Genomic DNA, 17,886 nt, shown 5'->3' with positions numbered 1-17,886 from the left:
GCAAGTTGGGTCTATGAATGAAGAATCCCCTCGCCTTTAGGCAGGGGAGTGTCAATAAAATTTCATCCTTGCCTGCTCTGCCTCGCAAGAACCCCCCACCCTGCATTTTGCCGCCGAGTGGAATCAGCTAAGATATCAAGGCACATGTGAACCACAAGAACTTAGGGAAACATCGGTGTAAATCCGGGGCTGTGCGGCAACTGTAAGCGAGGCGGATGTCCTCCGAAGCCAGAACGCCTGAGTTATTGTTTGTTTACGCTACATCCTGCCTCGCACAGGATTTGGAGCTTTATCGATGCCTACGGTTAATTCCACTCTTCCATCAACAACGAATCCACTCCAATTACCGCCTTTACCCCTACAACGTCCCCTATTAATGATTGGTCATGGTACCAAAGATGAGGCGGGGCGTCAGACTTTCCTTGACTTTGCTGAAGCTTATCAGGCTTTAGACTCTTCTCGTCCAGTTTTGCCCTGTTTTTTGGAACTCACAGAGCCGACAATTCAAGCAGGAGTCGATCGTTGTGTAGAACAGGGATATACAGAACTTTCGGCGCTGCCAATTCTGCTGTTTGCAGCGCGGCATAACAAGTTTGATGTCACCAATGAATTAGACCGGGCAAGGGCGAGACATCCCCAGGTAAAGTTTCACTACGGGCGTCATTTTGGAATTACGCCGGGAATTATAGATTTGTGGCGATCGCGTCTTTCCCAACTCGATAACGAGAAATGCCACCCTTCAGAAACTGTATTGCTCTTTGTTGGTCGCGGTTCCAGCGACCCCGACGCCAACGGCGATGTCTACAAAATGGCTCGCATTCTCTGGGAAGGTAGCGGTTACAAAACCATAGAAACTTGCTTTATCGGCATTACTCACCCCCGCTTAGAAGAAGGCTTCCGTCGCGCCCGTCTCTATCAACCCAAGCGGATCGTTGTCTTGCCCTACTTCCTATTTACAGGCGTTTTGGTGAAAAAAATCTTTGACATCACCGCCCAACAACAGGAACAATATCCAGAGATTTCCATGCACTGCTTGCCAGAAATGGGCATTCAGCCGCAACTGCTACAGGTGCTGCGAGAGCGAGAAATCGAAACCCAACTCGGAAGAGTGCAGATGAACTGCGAGATGTGCAAATTCCGCCAAGCCGCAGTAGGAAGTAGTGGCGATCATGGACACTCCCATGGTCACGATCATGGACACCACCATCACCACGGACACGATCATTCTCACCCCGCCCTCGATCCTTACGCTGATTTAGAGCAATACCATCAACGGATTTGGCAGGTTCCTTAATCGAGTAGGATTCGAGATTAGGGATTGATTGATCCTCTAAAATCTAGAATCTCAAAGGATTACACAGATGTCGAATGACTTTGCCGTTGGCGACAGAATCCGGATCGTGGCACTACCCCAGTATGTCAAAACCGCAGAACCGATGCCAATGCTGCGACCTCCAAACGTGATTTCCGTTGGGGAGGAAGGAGTAATCATCGATCGCCGTCCTGGAGGATACTGGGGCATCCGCTTTAGCAGAGGTGCTTTCCTCATGGAGAGCCAGTACATTGAGTTAGTCCCCTCAGGACAACAAGCAACCAACGAGGCGGAAAAGCCCCCTGAAGCCAGCCCAGAAAATGGACTGCAAGAGCAACAGTAGCGAGCCACATGCTCATTTTCCAAAACCCACTCAATTGAGTAGAGCCTTAATCGAGTGATTCCGTGTACTGTTTATGCTTAGTAATCATCACTGGCAGTCTGGGAATGAATTGGGAGAAGAAACTGTACGGTTTTCTACAGTCCCTTGGCATTGCTAACCCTGGCGGTGCTGGGTGGTTAGCGGTGGTGCTGACGTTTCTTTTGGCGTTGGCAGTAACTTGGCGTTTGATTCCGACAGTACGGGAGTTTGCATTGCGAGTCGGTTGGGCAGATCAACCCAACGCCCGCCGACTCAATCGAGAACCGTTACCCAATGCTGGGGGATTGGTAATTTATGCGGGGGTGGTTGCTGCCTTAGTATTGGCTACCTTCCTCAGACCAATTGTGATTGAAAATGTCTTAGCAGAGGTGCTGACCATTTTATTGGGAGGCTCGATGCTGGTACTAGTCGGCTTCATTGACGATCAATTTGGTTTACCGCCTCTATTTCGCCTGTTAACCCAAATTCTGGCAGCACTACTGCTCATTAGCAGTGGTATTAGCATCGAAGCTGACCTTGGCACCCCGATTGATTCGACGATTTCTGTATTCCTAACGGTGCTGTGGGTGGTGGGGATTACCAACGCCATCAACTTAATGGATGGGATGGATGGTTTGGCGGGTGGAGTGAGTTTTATCACGGCAATGAGCCTACTAGCCGTTTCTGCACAGTTTGAAGCGCGTGCGGCGGCTACGTTGCTTTTAGCCGCTTTGGGAGGTGCTGCACTCGGTTTCTTGCGGCATAACTTTTACCCCTCGCGCATCATCATGGGCGATGCTGGAGCCTACTTTTTGGGCTACGTGCTAGCCGGGACAGCTATCTTAGGCAGCTTGAAAGTAACAACGCTGTTTGCTTTAGTTCCTCCCGCACTCTTTCTACTCTTACCTGTACTGGATACTACTCAGGTATTTGTGCGGCGGCTGATGGCAGGAAAAAACCCCCTCAGCACTCCCGGTAAAGATCATTTGCACCATCGCCTACTAGAACGGGGTTTCTCTCAGCGTCATGCCGCGCTGACGCTTTGGGGAATCACACTACTGTCTAATTTGGTAGCGATGAAGCTACAGGGTATGACAGGGTTTGCCACGCTTGTCACTATCATCAGTATTGTTGTGCTGTTGAGCTTTTCAGTGTGGCGGAGAGTACGGGCGAAGGGAAATTAGGGGAGTTTCGCCTTTTCTGGGTAACTACGGCTGAGAAGTCCTGAGTCCGAGGAAAAATAGACTTTCAGCCAATGCTAGTGAGTGATGTTCATAAAAGTCTCTCTTGTGAGATTGTTAAGAAATTAATAAATTAATTCAGCAGTTATATACTGCTCTTATTGAAAAATACGGGATAGCTGGAAGTTCACGGAGTCAGGCTTTTTGACAATCCTTAAGAATTCAATTAGGTAAAAGTGCTTAAGTAAATTAAAAGTTTTACAAATATAAATTAGTCTTAATTTTTGAAAATTTCCTTTAGCTTTATTTCAGATTTAACGAAAAAATACTTTATATTTATTGCCAAAATTATTCGTTAATCTAAAAAGAGGCAGAAAGTAGAGGAAAGATATGCAAGCTGTTCCTAGCGTTGAATCAAAGCAACTCCCTTGGCAAACAATCGTCTTGTTTGCTTTAGGATTTTGGCTAAGTAGTAGCTTGATTTTAGATTTGGTGATTATGCCAGGTCTATACGGTGCAGGCATGATGACAAGTGCGGGATTTGCTGCAGCGGGCTATTCAATCTTCTGGATTTTTAATCGCGTTGAACTGTTGTGTGCAGCCGTGGCACTCACAGGCTCACTGGTACTGTGGAGTACAACGCATCTCTCTAGTCGGCATCGCAATGGGTCAATTATCCTATCCACCCTGCTGCTGACAATTGCCCTTATCTATACCTACATCCTGACCCCACAAATGAGTGCTTTGGGGCTTCAGTTAAATCTTTTTGAGCCGGGTGTGGGAATGCCTGAGGGAATGCTGCCGATGCAAGCTGGCTATTGGGGGTTAGAAACCTTGAAATTAGCCGCAGGTGGAATCCTTCTCAGTTGGTGCTACCAAAGTCAAACGCGATCGCTCAACTAAGCTGTCTCCGTAAACAAGCTGATGAGTCCCCTAGTATTAGGGGATTTTTTAATTTATTCAACTTAATAATCTTGTAAATCATTGTCGCGCCCAAAAACCTGTGCCAATCTAGGCAAAGGTTTTTCATTCATTAAGGGTGCATGTATGAGCTATTGCCTGAGGATTGCTGATATCCCTACAACTGAGCGACCGCGCGAGCGTTTGTTGGCTCAGGGAGCAAAAAATCTGGCAACAGCAGAACTGATTGCGATTCTCCTCGGCACAGGACAAGGGCCAGGAAAGCTTTCTGCGGTTGGTTTGGGGCAATATATTTTGCAGGAACTAAGCCAAGACCAACGCGACCCCTTAGAAGTGCTGCGGGATATTAATCCTCAAGAATTAATGAAAATTCCCGGTGTAGGGCCGGCAAAAGCGACGACGATTTTAGCAGCAGTGGAGTTGGGGAAACGTGCTTTTCAGTCGCGACCGATAGAACGCACTCCCATTGATAGCCCTACCGCCGCCGCTGCTGCACTCAGCCATGAATTGATGTGGCAGTCTCAAGAACGGTTTGCGGTGTTGTTATTAGATGTGAAGAATTGCTTGATTGGGACGCAGGTGATTACCATCGGTACGGCAACAGAAACGTTGGCGCATCCACGGGAGATTTTTCGACAAGTGATTCGCCAAGGCGCAACACGGGTAATCGTCGCTCACAATCATCCCACGGGAAATGTGGAACCGAGTCCAGAAGATATTGCACTAACTGAACAATTAATGAAGGGAGCGCAGTTTTTAAGCATTCCCCTGTTAGATCACTTAATCTTGGGCAATGGCAATCATCAAAGCCTGCGGCAAACGACAACCTTATGGGATGAGTATCCGCAGGGAGACTAAATTGAAGTTTGAAGGGCGATCGCGATGGGCTTGATTCCGCTTGCTGCTACATATCACCTTGTGCTACGCTAGAAATCCTTCGGGCGATTAGCACAGTGGTAGCGCGCTTCCTTCACACGGAAGAGGTCACTGGTTCGAAACCAGTATCGCCCATACAAAGTGTACGGTGACTGATTATTGGTCATTGTCACTACAAGCATAAATTGTCCAAAATAGCCGCTTTATGCTTGTAGCTCGTCGAGGGCGAAGCAGTAGCTTTTAAACTTGATTGAGTTACTATCTGCTTACTTACTCAGTGCAGATTGTAATTCTTGCAAGGTTACTCAGACTTTTTTGTTTCGTAAATCTCCTCGTTTAGTCGTTAGTTCTGATACACGACCTTCAGAGGGAAATACATTCTTATTATCGAGCTTGAGCGCAATCTGCCGCACTTCCTTATAGGATTGCTCTAAGTTTTTCTGAGGACGGCTGTCCTCTTGTAGTGGCGGGAGAACGGCTGGTGAGGAAGGCAAAGAACGGGGTGCGATTAGCGCTGCCAGTAGTCCAAAAATACCTGTTGCAAAAAAGCTCAGTAAGCTCATGTAGGCAATAACCAACGTAGTGTTCTCGGTGCTGCCTTGACTCATCTGCGAAAGATGATGCAGCATTTGAGCGAACTGACTATTAGAGTTAGGTATTTGCTTGCGTGACATAATTGATATGGGGTAAGTGGATAAATTTGACCGTTTGTTGCTTACCTAAATTAGGTGGAGTGCCTGCCTGGAAGGTGAAAGAGTCAGGCAGGTTACTCTTTGAAATCATTAAAGTCGTAGGTTCATTGAGAACCAAATGTTCTGTAGCTTGACTTGAATCCAGCCTCTGAACATATTCAATAAGCAGATAGTGATGCGAACCCTGATTAACCATTGGGGGTGCTTTTGCTTGATGAGTCGATAGAATACGGTGTTTAAGTCAGCACGGAATTCCTCTGGTAGAAGACGTGCCAGCTTAGCAGTGATGGCATACCCTATATCGCGCCTCGATTTTTTGCGCTTCGCTGACTTCTTATCTAATAAAAACTCCTGCACCAGCCCCGCCACCAGCCCCGCCACCCATCCCGCCACCAGCCCCGCCACCAGCACCGCCCATCCCTGCACCAGCCCCTGCTTCTGCACCAGCTCCGCCACCAGCCCCGACACCAGCGACATCACCAGCATCGGCCCAGGCCCCTGCACCAGCCCCAGCACCCGCCCCAACCATTTTTTTCGCTTTTTTGTCTGCTTTTTGCGCGTGTGCAGCTTATATTTTCTTCTTTCCATCACCTCATCCTTTTACTAAAGCAGTGCAGTAGAACATCAAAGAAAGTATTAAAGGAATTACTGATCAATCCTGCTGTTTTTTCCAGGTAGCCAGTTTCTGCCCTAGCTTCAGCTCTAGCACCTCTGCCTGATCGAAGACTACACAAGCAGCCCCAAATCTATGAGCGATCGCACACCCCAGATTCGCTACAGTTTCTGTCTGGTGTCTCTATCCATCGCCTCAAACTCCTCCCAAAGCTGTTTGTCCAGAGCGCTGGGCTAACAAAGCACGGTATTCTTGAACAGCATGAAGGGCCGTTGCACCTAGACCAGTTACTTGGTAGTACTTGCGTCTTGCACCGCCTGTTTCCTCACTCTCATCACCCCAGCGCCATTTAAGAAGTCCTTTCTTCTCTAAGCGGTTTAATGCAGGGTAGAGGCTACCAAAGCTCAATGGAATAGGTCTATCTGGATTGAGTTGGTCGAGGATTTCCAAGCCGTATAGCTCTCTACCTAGTAGAAGAGTCAAGATGTCTTCATCAATGGCTGAGAGCTTAACTAGTTTCGTCTCTTTCTCCTTCGGATTCTTGGGCATTTTCCATTTCCTGTTTTACCAATCAGAGTTGACTATCTCTATAGTTGCCATAGTACTTGAAAAACATATAAGTGTCTATGTTCCTCTCATTAAAGCTCAGAGAGCTTATGGGCAGAAATTCTCTCAACTGCCATTAGCAAGATTTGCCAAGCGATGCTCACTTGCATGAAACATTAGTTGAAGGTGACTGTACTTCCCTAGCCTTTGGGAAAGCGTGAGGTCACTTCATCACCAGCCTCACAGCGTTAACCAACTGAAAACCTGCTCAACCGTTAGCTCCAACGCAATCCCGCTTAGAGTTGGCAACTGAGCTGTTCCACTCAGCAGTTGCACTCTCTGTTCAGGGAATACAACTAAAATGCTCTCTTCCTCTGGATCGATTAACCACCCTAACTCTGTGCCATGTTGAGAGCAGTGGAGTAGCTTCCCCATTACTTTCGTTTGACTTTGGTTGGGGGATAAAATTTCAATTGACCAATCGGGATGCAGCTCGAAGCGATTAGCAATCCTCCCAGAAGGACGAACTGGTATTCTCTCCCACCGAAACACTACAACATCTGGAACCACCGAGTCTCCGCCAAACGTGCAGCACAGCTCTGGAAAGGCGCAAGCGATTTTTTGGGATTTAGCCACTCGGTTGATGGCTTCGCAAAGTTCCCCCTGAATTAGGCTATGTTCCCCTTGTGGCATAGGTTTTTGAACAATCTCTCTGTTAATAAACTCAGATGCGGGTTTGGTTTCTGGGAGCTTTAAGAACTCCTCCAGAGTTAGGGTTTGCGTAGCTGTACTCATTTGTCTCCCTCACTCTAATAATTTCTCCAATTCTCCCACTTCCTCTTTGCAACCAGGGAAAAACATTCTGGCGATCGCCTCCCCAATTTACTCCGGATTAATCTTACTTTCTCGTTTCCCTAGCGGTGGTGCCTTGAAAATCTTGTCCCGCCTCCCGTTCGGTTTGAAGTTCAGTAGATTCGTCGTCAAACATTGTTACCCGATTTGCCAGAATTACCTGAGAAATCAGCATAAAAACTTAATTCGTCAACTGTTTAGGACGGATTTAGTCTACTAGTTCGGACGAGCATCAGTTGTAGTGCTGTGATCCAGCGATTGATCGTGCGTCCCTGCGTCTCCCACTCAGTTGTTTATGGACTAGTTCGTTCTGCAACTCGGAGTTTTGCCGAGCGGGAACGGCGATTTTCGTCTAGTTCCTCGGCTTGAGCCATGATCGGCTTTTTCGTTAGCACCTTCAATAGAGGGGAATTGCGGAGGCTGTGCTTGACGATGCGGTCTTCTAAGCTGTGGAAGCTGATAATAACGATTTTGCCTCCAGGTTTAAGCCAAGTGGGAGCCTTTTCCAAAAAGGTTTCTAGGGAGGAAAGTTCCTGATTGACGGCAATCCGTAAGCCTTGAAAAACGCGAGTAGCAGGGTGGATTCTGCCGTAGCGGTATTGGCGCGGGACGCAAGAGGCGATCGCTCCTGCTAGTGCTGTTGTCGTTTGAAAGGGACGCTTCTCAACAATCGCCCTGGCGATCCGTCGAGAGAGTCGTTCTTCGCCGTACTGATAAAAAATATCAGCAAGTTTCGCTTCGTCCCAATGATTAATCACCTCCGCCGCCGTTAGGGGTTGTCGTCGATCCATCCGCATATCCAATTCAGCCTCATGGCGAAAACTAAAGCCCCGCTCAGGAGTATCGACCTGGGCAGAGCTAACTCCTAAATCTGCAACAATACCGTCAAATTGGATATCTTTAGGTGTATAATCAGCAAAATTACCTTGCCAGAAGTGGAGGCGATCGCTGTATTGTGTGAGGTGAGACTTCGCCGCCGCGATCGCCACAGCATCCCGATCGATCGCCGTTACCTGCACATCTGGGTTCTCTGACAAAATTAACTGGCTATGTCCTCCACCACCCACCGTGGCGTCAAGATAATGTCCTCCCGGTTGGACAGCTAATCCCTCCACCACTTCCTGACTTAACACGGGGATATGCAAAAATGCAGATGCCTTTAACTCTTCAGCCTGAGTCTCCATTGTCCTTATAATAAAAAGAGTGCAACAAAAGTCAACATAACGTAAGCAATCAGCGATTAGCCGGATAAATGGCTTGTTACAGCACTTAAAAGAGTTCCTACTCACCAAACCTATCAATATATAAGAAGCTAACCGCTAACCGTTGGGGAAACTCCTTAATCTATCTATGGCACAAATTGAGACTAGAACCGAACCCATGGTTCTCAACCTGGGTCCCCACCACCCCTCAATGCACGGCGTCCTCCGTCTAATCGTCACCCTTGACGGAGAAGACGTAGTCGATTGCGAACCTGTTTTAGGTTACCTGCATCGGGGTATGGAGAAGATTGCCGAGAACCGCACCAATATCATGTTCATCCCCTACGTTAGTCGCTGGGACTACGCCGCCGGGATGTTCAATGAAGCGATCACCGTCAACGCTCCAGAAAAGCTTGCAGATATTCCCGTCCCCAAACGCGCCAGCTACATCCGCGTGATTATGCTGGAATTGAACCGGATTGCCAACCACCTCCTGTGGCTAGGCCCGTTCATGGCGGACGTAGGGGCACAAACGCCCTTTTTCTACATCTTCCGCGAGCGAGAGTTAATTTACGACCTTTGGGAAGCGGCTTCCGGACAGCGGCTGATCAACAATAACTACTTCCGTATCGGTGGCGTTGCCGTTGATTTGCCCTACGGCTGGGTTGATAAGTGCTACGACTTCTGCGACTACTTTGACCCCAAAGTTGACGAGTACGAGAAGCTCATCACGAACAACCCCATTTTCCGCCGTCGCGTGGAAGGAGTCGGCACTATCAGCCGCGAAGAAGCGATCAACTGGGGACTTTCGGGCCCGATGCTGCGCGGTTCGGGTGTGAAGTGGGACTTACGGAAAGTTGACCACTATGAGTGCTACGACGACTTCGATTGGGACGTGCAATGGGAAACGGCTGGGGATTGCTTCGCCCGTTACCTAGTGCGGATTCGCGAGATGCGCGAGTCAGTCAAGATCATTCGCCAAGCCTTGAAAGCGCTGCCCGGTGGCCCTTATGAAAACCTGGAAGCTAAGCGGATGGCGGAAGGGAAGAAGTCGCAGTGGAATGACTTTGACTATCAGTTCATGGGAAAGAAACTTTCCCCAACCTTCAAGATTCCCGCCGGAGAACACTACGTTCGTCTGGAAAGCGGCAAGGGTGAATTGGGTATCTTTATCGTCGGCGATGATAATGTTTTCCCCTGGCGCTGGAAGATTCGTCCCGCAGATTTCAACAACTTGCAAATCATCTCCCACATCGTGCGGGGCGTGAAGGTTGCCGATATTATGGCAATTCTTGGCAGTGTTGACATCATCATGGGTTCGGTTGACCGTTAAGTCATAAAAAAAGGCACAAGCCAAAATCTTGTGTCTTTTTAGACCCTTTCTCAAGATTAGTGGTGCATCCAAAAAATAGATGGGTGCACCTTTTTTTATTAGAGGGATGTCAGGGATTCTGCCACGGCGGCTAATACGGCATCATGAATTGCCCCATTGCTAGCAATAATGCCTTGGTTGTTAATCAACTTTTTTCCGAGGGAGAAGTCGAGGGGCTGACCATACATATCGGTGACTTTCCCGCCTGCTTCTTCTACAATGATCGCACCAGCGGCATGATCCCAAATATTTTCTCGGCGTTCTGAGGAAAGGGAATAAGGTAGGCGGATATAAAGGGCAGCTTCCCCTCTAGCAACGACACCGTACTTTGCCTGGGAGTCCATGGGGAGGGCGGGAGCCGTCAGTCCTACCGCAGAAGCGATCGCTTCTTGCAAAGCAAAGTTTCCATGCTCCGACTCCACACTTTCTGTTAATCGCTGAGAGCCAACCCCCTCAGCGTCGGTAACGTGAATCGGCTGGGATTCCCCACCACTGAGGGGAATCCTGAATGCTCCTTGACCTTTAACGCCAACAAACACCACACCTTGCTCTTGTTCGGGATGAGCCGCCTCTACCGCCAAGCCAGGGCAAGCTAAGACACCAAGCTTAACCTCTCCCTCTTCTACTAAAGCCAGAGCAACGGCATAGTGATCGCCGCGTAAATAACCTTTAGTCCCATCAATTGGGTCTAACGTCCAGTAACGAGAGGCAACGGTGCCGTTACCCTGGTCGATCCAATCGGTGATAGATTCGGGAGTTGCCCTCGGCAGCAGGGTTTGCACATAGTGCGTGACTTGAGCAAGTTGCTCAGACATCTCTGGAGAACGTAATAAGTTAGAATCTTCCTCTCCAATGATGGGATCATTGGCAAAGGCCGCCATAAGTGCTTGACAAATTACCGCCTGTGCGCCAAAGTCAGCAATCGTGACGGGGCTGCGGTCAGGTTTGGCGATCGCTCTAGAATGGCGATCGCTTCGCACTTGTTCGCACAACCTTGCTGCTGCCGTTGCCGCTGCGATCGCTACTTGTTTTTCTCGCTCATACAACATAGTCACCGCACTCCTTACACACACTCACCTCCCTGGCGATCGCCTGGAAAGCCCACCTATTTTAGAGGCAGGAGTACCACCCTGCCAAATTTACCTGACCATTTCTTGGTCAATCCAGGCACCATGAAACCCATAGGGAACTCGTTGGGGCATAATAATGCGGGCGACAGGTTCGGTTGACATCTCCTTGGCACTCACCACAACCAGTTCTGAAGTCTCTTCTATCTCGTCATGGACAAAACTCAGCAGCCAACCGTCATCTTCCTCCGTAGCACCGGAACGAGGGACAAACACCCCCTCACCCCCATAACGTCCATTACCAAATTTGTGAACCTCAGCACCACCATTAACCAAGTCGTGCTTGATCAACCCCTCAACTAGCGGTACGTCCTTCCCTCCCATCTGAGACGTGTAGCCGTAACGAGTGGGTCGCCCCATATACTGCTCATTAATTCGGGGAAAATCGGAAGCCATCGTCGAGAGTGCCTCTTCCTTGACTTCCCCTGTAGTGAGATTGAACCGCCACCGATGCAAGTAGGGAGTATCGCCGCCTGCTTCCCCGTGCTCTGATGCCGCCAAAACAGTCGTGCTGTTCATCCGACAAGCAACCAGTACCACTTCCTCGCCTTCTTCATAAGCATTGAGCGTATGGAAAACATAGCAAGCAGGCGCTTCAAACCAGCGGATGCGGCTGTTGTCCCCGTGACGCGGCAAAATCCCGAAACGGCTGGGACGGCTTGCCTCAAACTGTAATACTGGTTCGCCTCGCTGCATCCGTTCAGGGCGGAAGGTTAAGGGCAAATCCATAAAGACGGTGTAGTGTTCCGTAATGGCAAAATCATGCATCATCACGCCCACAGGGAGGTCAATCGGCACAGTCCGGAGGAGTTCACCCGTAGCAGAGACGATGCTGTAGTGCAGATAGGGGGATTGGAAAAAGGAGTAGCCAAAAAACATCATCTCACCACTCAAGGCATCCACTTTCGGATGGGCAGTGAAAGCACTCGTCAATTGACCGTTGTAATTATAAGAACCAACGGTTTCCAATCCTGGGAGTTTAATTTCATGAGGTGCGCCGCCTTCCCAAAGTGCCAAGAGGCGACCATCGTGCCACACTAGGGCAGTATTGGCAACATTTTTCGAGGGCCCGTGGGGATTGTCCCTTTTGGGAGGTTCCAGCAACCCTGTCCAAATCGCCTCACCTGCCTCTCGTTCCAGTTTGTAGCCGCGTGTCTCTATGTAACGGTTGCGGTATTGAGCTTTGCCGTCACTAATCTGGACACCGTGCAACATGCCATCGCCATCAAACCAGTGGTAACGACCCTGAGGCGGAAACTGGGGATTGGGGCCATTGCGGACAAACCAACCGGATAAATCTGGAGGGAGTTGTCCAATTACTTTGAGAGATGACTCAGTTATTTCCGAGCGCATGGGAGCAAAATTACCGCTCAAAAAGGGATTAGTTGCTGTTGTTGTTGTCATTGTTTGGGGCTGGGAAGATGTTGAATCAGCTACTCTTCTTCTAACAAATATTGCTGAGAATGAACTTTGACCTAGTGAGTAACCTTGTCGTGCCGACAGAAAACTTACAACTAACTAATGACTACTCTCGATCGCCTGCGTCTAGCGATAGACTTACGTGACGTGATGCGTAAAGCCAGAATGTTTCAACCGAGGGATATAACCGAAGTACCGGATTTATCCGGTCAACAAAAGCCTTGTTGAGTATAAGTTCCCGGTAAAATTAAGTGATGATCGGGTTGGCTTCACCTATAAGGATGTTCAAGTTCGTCTGACTCCCCTTCAAAGAAGTAAGAGAATTGAAATTTGTACTAAGTGTAGAACTTGAGGCGGCTTAGTACATCGGGAAAGACTCGCCACACAAATACCGTGGGACACACGGCAATTCAAGACTTCGGCGTGAGCGCTCAGTCGAACGCTTGAGGAGTGTTCTGTAAGGAACAAGTATGCTTTGTAAGACGGGAAGAGACTAACCGCAGAATCAGCCCAAGAATCACCGTCTATTTATAGCGGTGAGTGTCAAAGACGAAAGAAGTAGGATAAATCTTTGGGGGAACCTGTGCGTCTGTTTCAATCTATAGCTGGGTTGCGCTGCTTTTTAGAACGCTCTCGGCTGGGTAAGAAAGTGGGTCTTGTTCCCACAATGGGAGCCTTACATGCAGGTCACTTGAGTTTGATCGAGCAGGCTTGTCGTGACAATGAAATCGCGATCGCTACTATTTTTGTCAATCCGCTGCAATTTGGCCCGACAGAGGATTATCAGCAATACCCGCGCACCCTAGAACAAGACCTGCAACTGTGCCAACAGTTAGGGGTAGCGGCTATTTTTGCCCCGACTGCGGAAGAATTGTATGGCAATCACATACCAAGTTCAGCTGAGGGGGAACGCCTGACGCAAGTGGTGCCACCGACGACGATGACATCGGTATTGTGCGGTCGCTCTCGTCCCGGTCACTTTCAAGGCGTCGCCACGATTGTGACTAAGTTGTTAAATATCGTGCAGCCGACTAATGCCTATTTCGGTCAGAAGGATGCCCAGCAATTGGCAATTATTCGCCGTTTGGTGGCAGATTTAAATTTGCCTGTAAATATTGTCGGGTGTCCGATTGTGCGGGAGCAGTCGGGACTAGCTTATAGTTCTCGCAATCACTATTTAACGCCAGAAGAAAAAGAGCAGGCAACCGTGTTGTCTCGTGCCTTAAAGCAGGCGGAGAAGATTTTTCAATCGGGAGAACGACAAGGTATCAGTTTATTGAATGCCGTCAAGGAAGAGTTTGCGGCGGTACCGGAGGCGCAGTTGGAGTATGTGGAGTTGGTACATCCTAAAACCCTTAAGCCTTTGGAGCAAGTGGAAGAGGCTGGGTTATTGGCGATCGCGGCTCGTCTTGGTTCAACCCGCTTGATCGATAACTTCATCCTCCGGCACCGTCGTCCCATTGTCGCCATTGATGGTCCAGCAGGGGCAGGAAAGTCTACCGTTGCCCGTCAGGTGGCGCAATCCTTGGGACTGCTGCATCTAGATACAGGGGCGATGTATCGAGCCATAACTTGGTTAGTGCTGGAGTCGGGGATTGATATCGGGGATGAGTGCGCGATCGCTGAACTTACAAGCCAAGCACAGCTTCAATTCAGTATGGATGAAGTGTCAGAAACTGTGCTTCGGGTGTGGATTAATGGCAAGGAAGTCACGCAAGCGATTCGCTCCTCCCAAGTCACTGCCAACGTTTCCGCGATCGCTGCTCAAGCCGCCGTGCGTCAGGCGCTCGTCCGGCAACAACAACGCTGGGGGCAAACCGGAGGCATTGTCGCCGAAGGTCGCGATATCGGCACCCACGTCTTCCCGGATGCGGAAGTGAAAATCTTCTTAACCGCTTCCGTTCAAGAACGGGCGCGTCGCCGCCAGCAAGACTTAAAAAGTCAAGGGCAAGGAGAGTTCAGTTTAGAACAACTCCAACATGATATTTCCACACGCGACACCTACGACAGCACCCGCGCTTTAGCTCCTTTACAAAAAGCAGCAGATGCCAGGGAAGTTAACACCGATGGGTTAAGTGTAGATCAGGTGACTCAGGAGATTGTCAGTCTCGTCCGGGGTTGAAAGTAGAGACGTTGTCACCACGTTTCTACAACTTCTACTTGTACTTATTAATCACCCCTCCTGCCAGGATGATGTCGATTTGACGGGGGCTAAGGCTGTGGGTCATGGGGTAAACCTTATCCTTAGTTTTGTTGCTCACAGTCAGGGGACGCCGATCTTTTAATGCCTCCCGCAAACCCTGAATTTCAATTTCGTCTCGTTCTTCAATCTCGTCGTAATCGTGGGGATTGACAAATTCTAGGGGCATGATGCCGAAATTGACCAAATTTTGCCAACCGATGCGGGCGTAGGATTTGGCGATCGCGGCTACTTGTCCTAAATAGCGGGGCGCGATCGCGGCATGTTCTCGACTCGAACCTTGAGCGTAGTTGCTTCCCCCCACAATCACATGACCGCCAAACTTTTCTTGGGCAATTTGCGCCCGTTCTGAGAACGTCTCATCAACCATGTAATAGACAAATTGGCTAATCCCCGGAATATTACTCCGGAAAGGCAAAACCCGTGCCCCCGCAGGCATGATTTCATCTGTCGAAACATTGTCGCCCACCTTCAAAAGTACGGGAACGGAAAAGTCATTGGGTAAGGCTGCAAATTCTGGGAAGGACTTAATATTTGGCCCTTTTTCCAACTCAATGTTGCTACCATCCTCTGGCGGAGCAACCAGCATATCTGTATTGATAATTTCCCTTTCCGGCGGCACATACTGGGGATAGGTCATGCCGTAGATTTTTTCTAAGGCGCGGGGGTCGGTAATTTCCCCCGTGAGTGCCGCCGCCACAGCGGTTTCAGGGCTGCACAGGTAAACCTGGTCATCGGCAGTACCGGAACGTCCGGGGAAGTTGCGGGGCATGGTTCTCAGGGAAATTTGATCCGAGGCGGGGGCTTGTCCCATACCGATACAACCCAAGCATCCCGCTTGGTGGAAGCGTGCGCCACTGTGGATGAGATTCAGGAATGTGTCATCCATGGCTGCCAAGTTCTCGATCAATTGGCGAGAGGTGGGGTTGATGTCAAAGGAAACTCGGTCGTGGGCAACTTTGTCTTGGGCGATCGCACTGACGATCCAAAAGTCCCGTAACCCTGGATTGGCAGAGGAACCGACCACCACCTGGTTCACAGGACGCCCTGCCACTTCTGTAACCGGAACCACATTCCCCGGACTGCTGGGACAAGCGATTAGGGGGACTAACTCCGAGAGGTTGATTTCGTCATAAACGTCATATTCCGCCCCTTGATCAGCGACGAGTTCCACCCAATCTTCACCTCTTCCTTGAGTCGTGAGGAAATGCTGAATTTCCGCATCGGAGGGGAAAACCGTTGTGGTTGCGCCCAACTCCGTTCCCATATTGGCAATGACGTGGCGATCCATTGCCCTGAGTGCTTCTAGTCCGGAACCATAGTACTCGACAATCATCCCGCGACAGCCGTGGACATCGTAACGCCGCAGCATTTCCAACACGACATCCTTGGCACTGACCCAATCCGGCAATTTCCCTGTCAGTTTGACGCCGAGGACTTTGGGCATTTTGATGAACATGGGTTCGCCAATGGCCGCGATCGCCACATCAATGCCACCCGCACCAAAGGCTAACATGCCCATAGAACCTGCCGCCGGGGTGTGACTGTCGGAACCAATCAGCGTCTTACCGGGAATGCCGAAGCGTTCCATGTGAACGGCGTGAGAAATGCCATTACCAGGGCGGCTGTACCAAATTCCGAACCGCTGACAAGCCGACCGCAGAAATAAATGATCGTCGGCATTTTTATAATCGGTTTGCAGCAAATTGTGGTCAACGTATTGCGCGGAAAGCTCCGTTTTTACCCGGTCAATGCCCATCGCTTCCAGCTCCAGCATGACCATTGTGCCTGTCGCATCTTGCGTCAACGACTGGTCAATCCGCAGTCCGATTTCCTCCCCCGGCACCATTTCGCCAGACAATAAGTGGGACTTAATCAGCTTTTGAGTGACATTCATTGCCATGATTTTGCTTCCTACTTTTCGGTTTTTAACAACAAGCTAAGCTTGATTTTTTGTAGAGATACGTATGTTTAAATAATCAACGCCGTTGCAGCGGGTGCGATTCTATAACTAGGGTTTTGACTACTAAGATAATTGCCGGGACTGAATCGGAGTCCTCGATATCGTAAGGCGTTTTTGAATATTAAGGCTCCTCCGAGGAGTAGATTCTCTAACATAAATTCGCAAGTTTGTGGGCAAAATGGTATAAATTCTAACAAATTTTAACTGAACAATTGCTTGGTTGAGTCAGGCAAAAAAGTCTACTGTCTTTTGATAGTCGCACCATTTAGCTTGCCTAAATTAGGCTTCACAGCAACAGATTCAGTTAGTAATAAGGGGGTAGGTTGATGAGCAAATCTAGCCATAAATCAAAGGACGCTACCGAAGCTCATAAAACCCAGCAAGAGGTACATAAGGCAACGCAAGATGTTATTTCCCAAGGATAAACTGGCGGTAAAGGTTAAATGGTAGTGGTTTATGGCGGTTGAAAAATCAGTGACAAATACAATTCCAGAGCAAACGGTGATGCCCAAATTACCGCCGCTAGAAAATGGCGATCGCATAACGCGCCAGGAATTTGAGCGACGCTACGAGGCGATGTCTCATGTTAAGAAAGCAGAATTAATTGAAGGAGTCGTATATATGGCGTCGCCAGTTCGGATTACCAGTCACGGTAGACCTCACGCCCAGATTATGACCTGCTTAGGAGTCTATCAGGCTGCCATACCTGGGATTGACTTGGCTGACAATGCCACAGTACGCATAGATATGGACAACGAACCTCAGCCTCATGCGTTACTACGATTAAATGAAAGTGTGGGAGGACAATCGCGCATCAGCGATGATGGCTATGTGGAAGGTGCGCCGGAATTAATTGTGGAAGTAGCCGCTAGTAGTGCTGCTTATGATTTGCACGATAAGTTAAGGGTTTACCGCCGCAATCAGGTGCAGGAGTATCTGGTGTGGCAGGTTTACGATCGCCGCCTAGATTGGTTTCGGTTTAAAGAAGGCGAGTATGTTTCTTTGCAACCGGATGAAGAGGGTGTGGTGCGTAGCGAGGTTTTTCTGGGTTTATGGTTAGCAGTATCGGCGTTGCTAAAAGGAGATTTAGCTAAGGTGCTATCGGTGTTACAGGAGGGGTTGGCAACATCAGAACATGGGGCGTTTGTTGAACAGTTGCGTGCGAGTTCTCGATAGACTGATTGCCAAACGATGTTATTGACACTCCCACGGTTGCGCTAAAAGCTAAAACCGTGGGATTCTTGGGTCA

18 protein-coding genes and 1 tRNA gene are annotated in these 17,886 nt (G+C 49.2%); 10 read left to right on the top strand and 9 right to left on the bottom strand.

From position 1 onward, the window contains the following. Positions 1-295: 295 nt before the first annotated feature. From AC5JR3_RS20790 to AC5JR3_RS20765, 6 genes are all read left to right on the top strand, one after another. Positions 296-1,294 (top strand): sirohydrochlorin chelatase, encoded by a 999-nt coding sequence (locus AC5JR3_RS20790; RefSeq protein ID WP_495848476.1) that lies wholly within the window; start codon positions 296-298, stop codon positions 1,292-1,294. 67 nt (positions 1,295-1,361) lie between these two features. Further along, on the top strand, positions 1,362-1,655 hold the full coding sequence (gene sipA / locus AC5JR3_RS20785; RefSeq protein WP_495848475.1) for a regulatory protein SipA: 294 nt from the start codon (positions 1,362-1,364) through the stop codon (positions 1,653-1,655). A gap of 104 nt (positions 1,656-1,759) precedes the next feature. Continuing rightward, positions 1,760-2,857 carry an MraY family glycosyltransferase gene (locus tag AC5JR3_RS20780; RefSeq protein WP_495848474.1) on the top strand — a complete coding sequence of 366 codons (1,098 nt, stop codon included), beginning with the start codon at positions 1,760-1,762 and terminating at the stop codon, positions 2,855-2,857. A 387-nt stretch (positions 2,858-3,244) separates the two neighbouring features. Then, a complete protein-coding gene (locus AC5JR3_RS20775; RefSeq protein ID WP_495848473.1) occupies positions 3,245-3,757 on the top strand; it encodes a DUF4149 domain-containing protein in 513 nt (170 codons plus the stop codon). Positions 3,758-3,901: 144 nt separating this feature from the next. Continuing rightward, positions 3,902-4,633, top strand: a complete 732-nt coding sequence (gene radC, locus AC5JR3_RS20770; RefSeq protein WP_495848472.1) for a RadC family protein — start codon at positions 3,902-3,904, stop codon at positions 4,631-4,633. Between the two features lie 81 nt (positions 4,634-4,714). Then, positions 4,715-4,786: transfer RNA gene (locus AC5JR3_RS20765), tRNA-Val, on the top strand. A 170-nt stretch (positions 4,787-4,956) separates the two neighbouring features. Here AC5JR3_RS20765 and AC5JR3_RS20760 read toward each other — a convergent pair. The 6 genes from AC5JR3_RS20760 to rsmH all read right to left on the bottom strand — a co-directional run bounded on the left by AC5JR3_RS20760 (position 4,957) and on the right by rsmH (position 8,538). Continuing rightward, on the bottom strand, positions 4,957-5,325 hold the full coding sequence (locus AC5JR3_RS20760) for a hypothetical protein (protein WP_495848471.1): 369 nt from the start codon (positions 5,323-5,325) through the stop codon (positions 4,957-4,959). 108 nt (positions 5,326-5,433) lie between these two features. Beyond that, positions 5,434-5,931 (bottom strand): hypothetical protein, encoded by a 498-nt coding sequence (locus AC5JR3_RS20755; protein ID WP_495848470.1) that lies wholly within the window; start codon positions 5,929-5,931, stop codon positions 5,434-5,436. 220 nt (positions 5,932-6,151) lie between these two features. Beyond that, positions 6,152-6,505 (bottom strand): PadR family transcriptional regulator, encoded by a 354-nt coding sequence (locus AC5JR3_RS20750; protein WP_495848469.1) that lies wholly within the window; start codon positions 6,503-6,505, stop codon positions 6,152-6,154. Positions 6,506-6,742: 237 nt separating this feature from the next. Next, positions 6,743-7,297: a Uma2 family endonuclease gene (locus AC5JR3_RS20745; protein ID WP_495848468.1), complete on the bottom strand. Its 555-nt coding sequence runs from the start codon at positions 7,295-7,297 to the stop codon at positions 6,743-6,745. Between the two features lie 103 nt (positions 7,298-7,400). Further along, positions 7,401-7,529, bottom strand: coding sequence for a hypothetical protein (locus AC5JR3_RS20740; RefSeq protein ID WP_495848467.1), 129 nt, complete (start codon positions 7,527-7,529; stop codon positions 7,401-7,403). A 118-nt stretch (positions 7,530-7,647) separates the two neighbouring features. Next, positions 7,648-8,538: a 16S rRNA (cytosine(1402)-N(4))-methyltransferase RsmH gene (gene rsmH / locus AC5JR3_RS20735; protein WP_495848466.1), complete on the bottom strand. Its 891-nt coding sequence runs from the start codon at positions 8,536-8,538 to the stop codon at positions 7,648-7,650. Between the two features lie 166 nt (positions 8,539-8,704). Here rsmH and AC5JR3_RS20730 point away from each other — a divergent pair, with 166 nt between their 5' ends. After that, entirely contained in the window at positions 8,705-9,889 is a 1,185-nt protein-coding gene (locus AC5JR3_RS20730) for an NAD(P)H-quinone oxidoreductase subunit H (RefSeq protein ID WP_495848465.1), read from the top strand. Positions 9,890-9,987: 98 nt separating this feature from the next. Here AC5JR3_RS20730 and AC5JR3_RS20725 read toward each other — a convergent pair whose 3' ends face one another. After that, positions 9,988-10,977 carry a 3'(2'),5'-bisphosphate nucleotidase gene (locus AC5JR3_RS20725; protein ID WP_495848464.1) on the bottom strand — a complete coding sequence of 330 codons (990 nt, stop codon included), beginning with the start codon at positions 10,975-10,977 and terminating at the stop codon, positions 9,988-9,990. 90 nt (positions 10,978-11,067) lie between these two features. Next, the gene (locus tag AC5JR3_RS20720; RefSeq protein ID WP_495848463.1) at positions 11,068-12,459 is read right to left on the bottom strand and encodes a carotenoid oxygenase family protein; all 1,392 of its coding nucleotides are present in this window, start codon (positions 12,457-12,459) and stop codon (positions 11,068-11,070) included. A 117-nt stretch (positions 12,460-12,576) separates the two neighbouring features. On the opposite strand from AC5JR3_RS20720, the gene AC5JR3_RS20715 reads away from it, so the two are divergent. Continuing rightward, the gene (locus AC5JR3_RS20715) at positions 12,577-12,702 is read left to right on the top strand and encodes a hypothetical protein (RefSeq protein WP_495848462.1); all 126 of its coding nucleotides are present in this window, start codon (positions 12,577-12,579) and stop codon (positions 12,700-12,702) included. 355 nt (positions 12,703-13,057) lie between these two features. Further along, the gene (locus AC5JR3_RS20710; protein WP_495848477.1) at positions 13,058-14,596 is read left to right on the top strand and encodes a bifunctional pantoate--beta-alanine ligase/(d)CMP kinase; all 1,539 of its coding nucleotides are present in this window, start codon (positions 13,058-13,060) and stop codon (positions 14,594-14,596) included. A gap of 34 nt (positions 14,597-14,630) precedes the next feature. Here AC5JR3_RS20710 and AC5JR3_RS20705 read toward each other — a convergent pair whose 3' ends face one another. Next, complete coding sequence (locus AC5JR3_RS20705; protein ID WP_495848461.1) at positions 14,631-16,577, bottom strand: aconitate hydratase; 1,947 nt, start codon at positions 16,575-16,577, stop codon at positions 14,631-14,633. Between the two features lie 516 nt (positions 16,578-17,093). On the opposite strand from AC5JR3_RS20705, the gene AC5JR3_RS20700 reads away from it, so the two are divergent. Beyond that, positions 17,094-17,813: a Uma2 family endonuclease gene (locus AC5JR3_RS20700; protein ID WP_495848460.1), complete on the top strand. Its 720-nt coding sequence runs from the start codon at positions 17,094-17,096 to the stop codon at positions 17,811-17,813. Positions 17,814-17,886: the final 73 nt, after the last annotated feature.

This window comes from Kastovskya adunca, from assembly GCF_059505785.1.
Note: the sequence above shows the minus strand (reverse complement) of the source record. Positions and strands in the feature narration are given on the sequence as shown.

Coding starts and splice junctions, on each gene's coding strand:
- AC5JR3_RS20720 (WP_495848463.1), bottom strand. CDS start 12,459: ATGACAACAACAACAGCAACTAATCCCTTTTTGAGCGGTAATTTTGCT.
- AC5JR3_RS20750 (WP_495848469.1), bottom strand. CDS start 6,505: ATGCCCAAGAATCCGAAGGAGAAAGAGACGAAACTAGTTAAGCTCTCA.
- radC (WP_495848472.1), top strand. CDS start 3,902: ATGAGCTATTGCCTGAGGATTGCTGATATCCCTACAACTGAGCGACCG.
- AC5JR3_RS20780 (WP_495848474.1), top strand. CDS start 1,760: ATGAATTGGGAGAAGAAACTGTACGGTTTTCTACAGTCCCTTGGCATT.
- AC5JR3_RS20725 (WP_495848464.1), bottom strand. CDS start 10,977: ATGTTGTATGAGCGAGAAAAACAAGTAGCGATCGCAGCGGCAACGGCA.
- AC5JR3_RS20715 (WP_495848462.1), top strand. CDS start 12,577: ATGACTACTCTCGATCGCCTGCGTCTAGCGATAGACTTACGTGACGTG.
- AC5JR3_RS20760 (WP_495848471.1), bottom strand. CDS start 5,325: ATGTCACGCAAGCAAATACCTAACTCTAATAGTCAGTTCGCTCAAATG.
- AC5JR3_RS20730 (WP_495848465.1), top strand. CDS start 8,705: ATGGCACAAATTGAGACTAGAACCGAACCCATGGTTCTCAACCTGGGT.
- rsmH (WP_495848466.1), bottom strand. CDS start 8,538: ATGGAGACTCAGGCTGAAGAGTTAAAGGCATCTGCATTTTTGCATATC.
- sipA (WP_495848475.1), top strand. CDS start 1,362: ATGTCGAATGACTTTGCCGTTGGCGACAGAATCCGGATCGTGGCACTA.
- AC5JR3_RS20745 (WP_495848468.1), bottom strand. CDS start 7,297: ATGAGTACAGCTACGCAAACCCTAACTCTGGAGGAGTTCTTAAAGCTC.
- AC5JR3_RS20755 (WP_495848470.1), bottom strand. CDS start 5,931: ATGGAAAGAAGAAAATATAAGCTGCACACGCGCAAAAAGCAGACAAAA.
- AC5JR3_RS20700 (WP_495848460.1), top strand. CDS start 17,094: ATGGCGGTTGAAAAATCAGTGACAAATACAATTCCAGAGCAAACGGTG.
- AC5JR3_RS20775 (WP_495848473.1), top strand. CDS start 3,245: ATGCAAGCTGTTCCTAGCGTTGAATCAAAGCAACTCCCTTGGCAAACA.
- AC5JR3_RS20790 (WP_495848476.1), top strand. CDS start 296: ATGCCTACGGTTAATTCCACTCTTCCATCAACAACGAATCCACTCCAA.
- AC5JR3_RS20705 (WP_495848461.1), bottom strand. CDS start 16,577: ATGGCAATGAATGTCACTCAAAAGCTGATTAAGTCCCACTTATTGTCT.
- AC5JR3_RS20740 (WP_495848467.1), bottom strand. CDS start 7,529: ATGCTGATTTCTCAGGTAATTCTGGCAAATCGGGTAACAATGTTTGAC.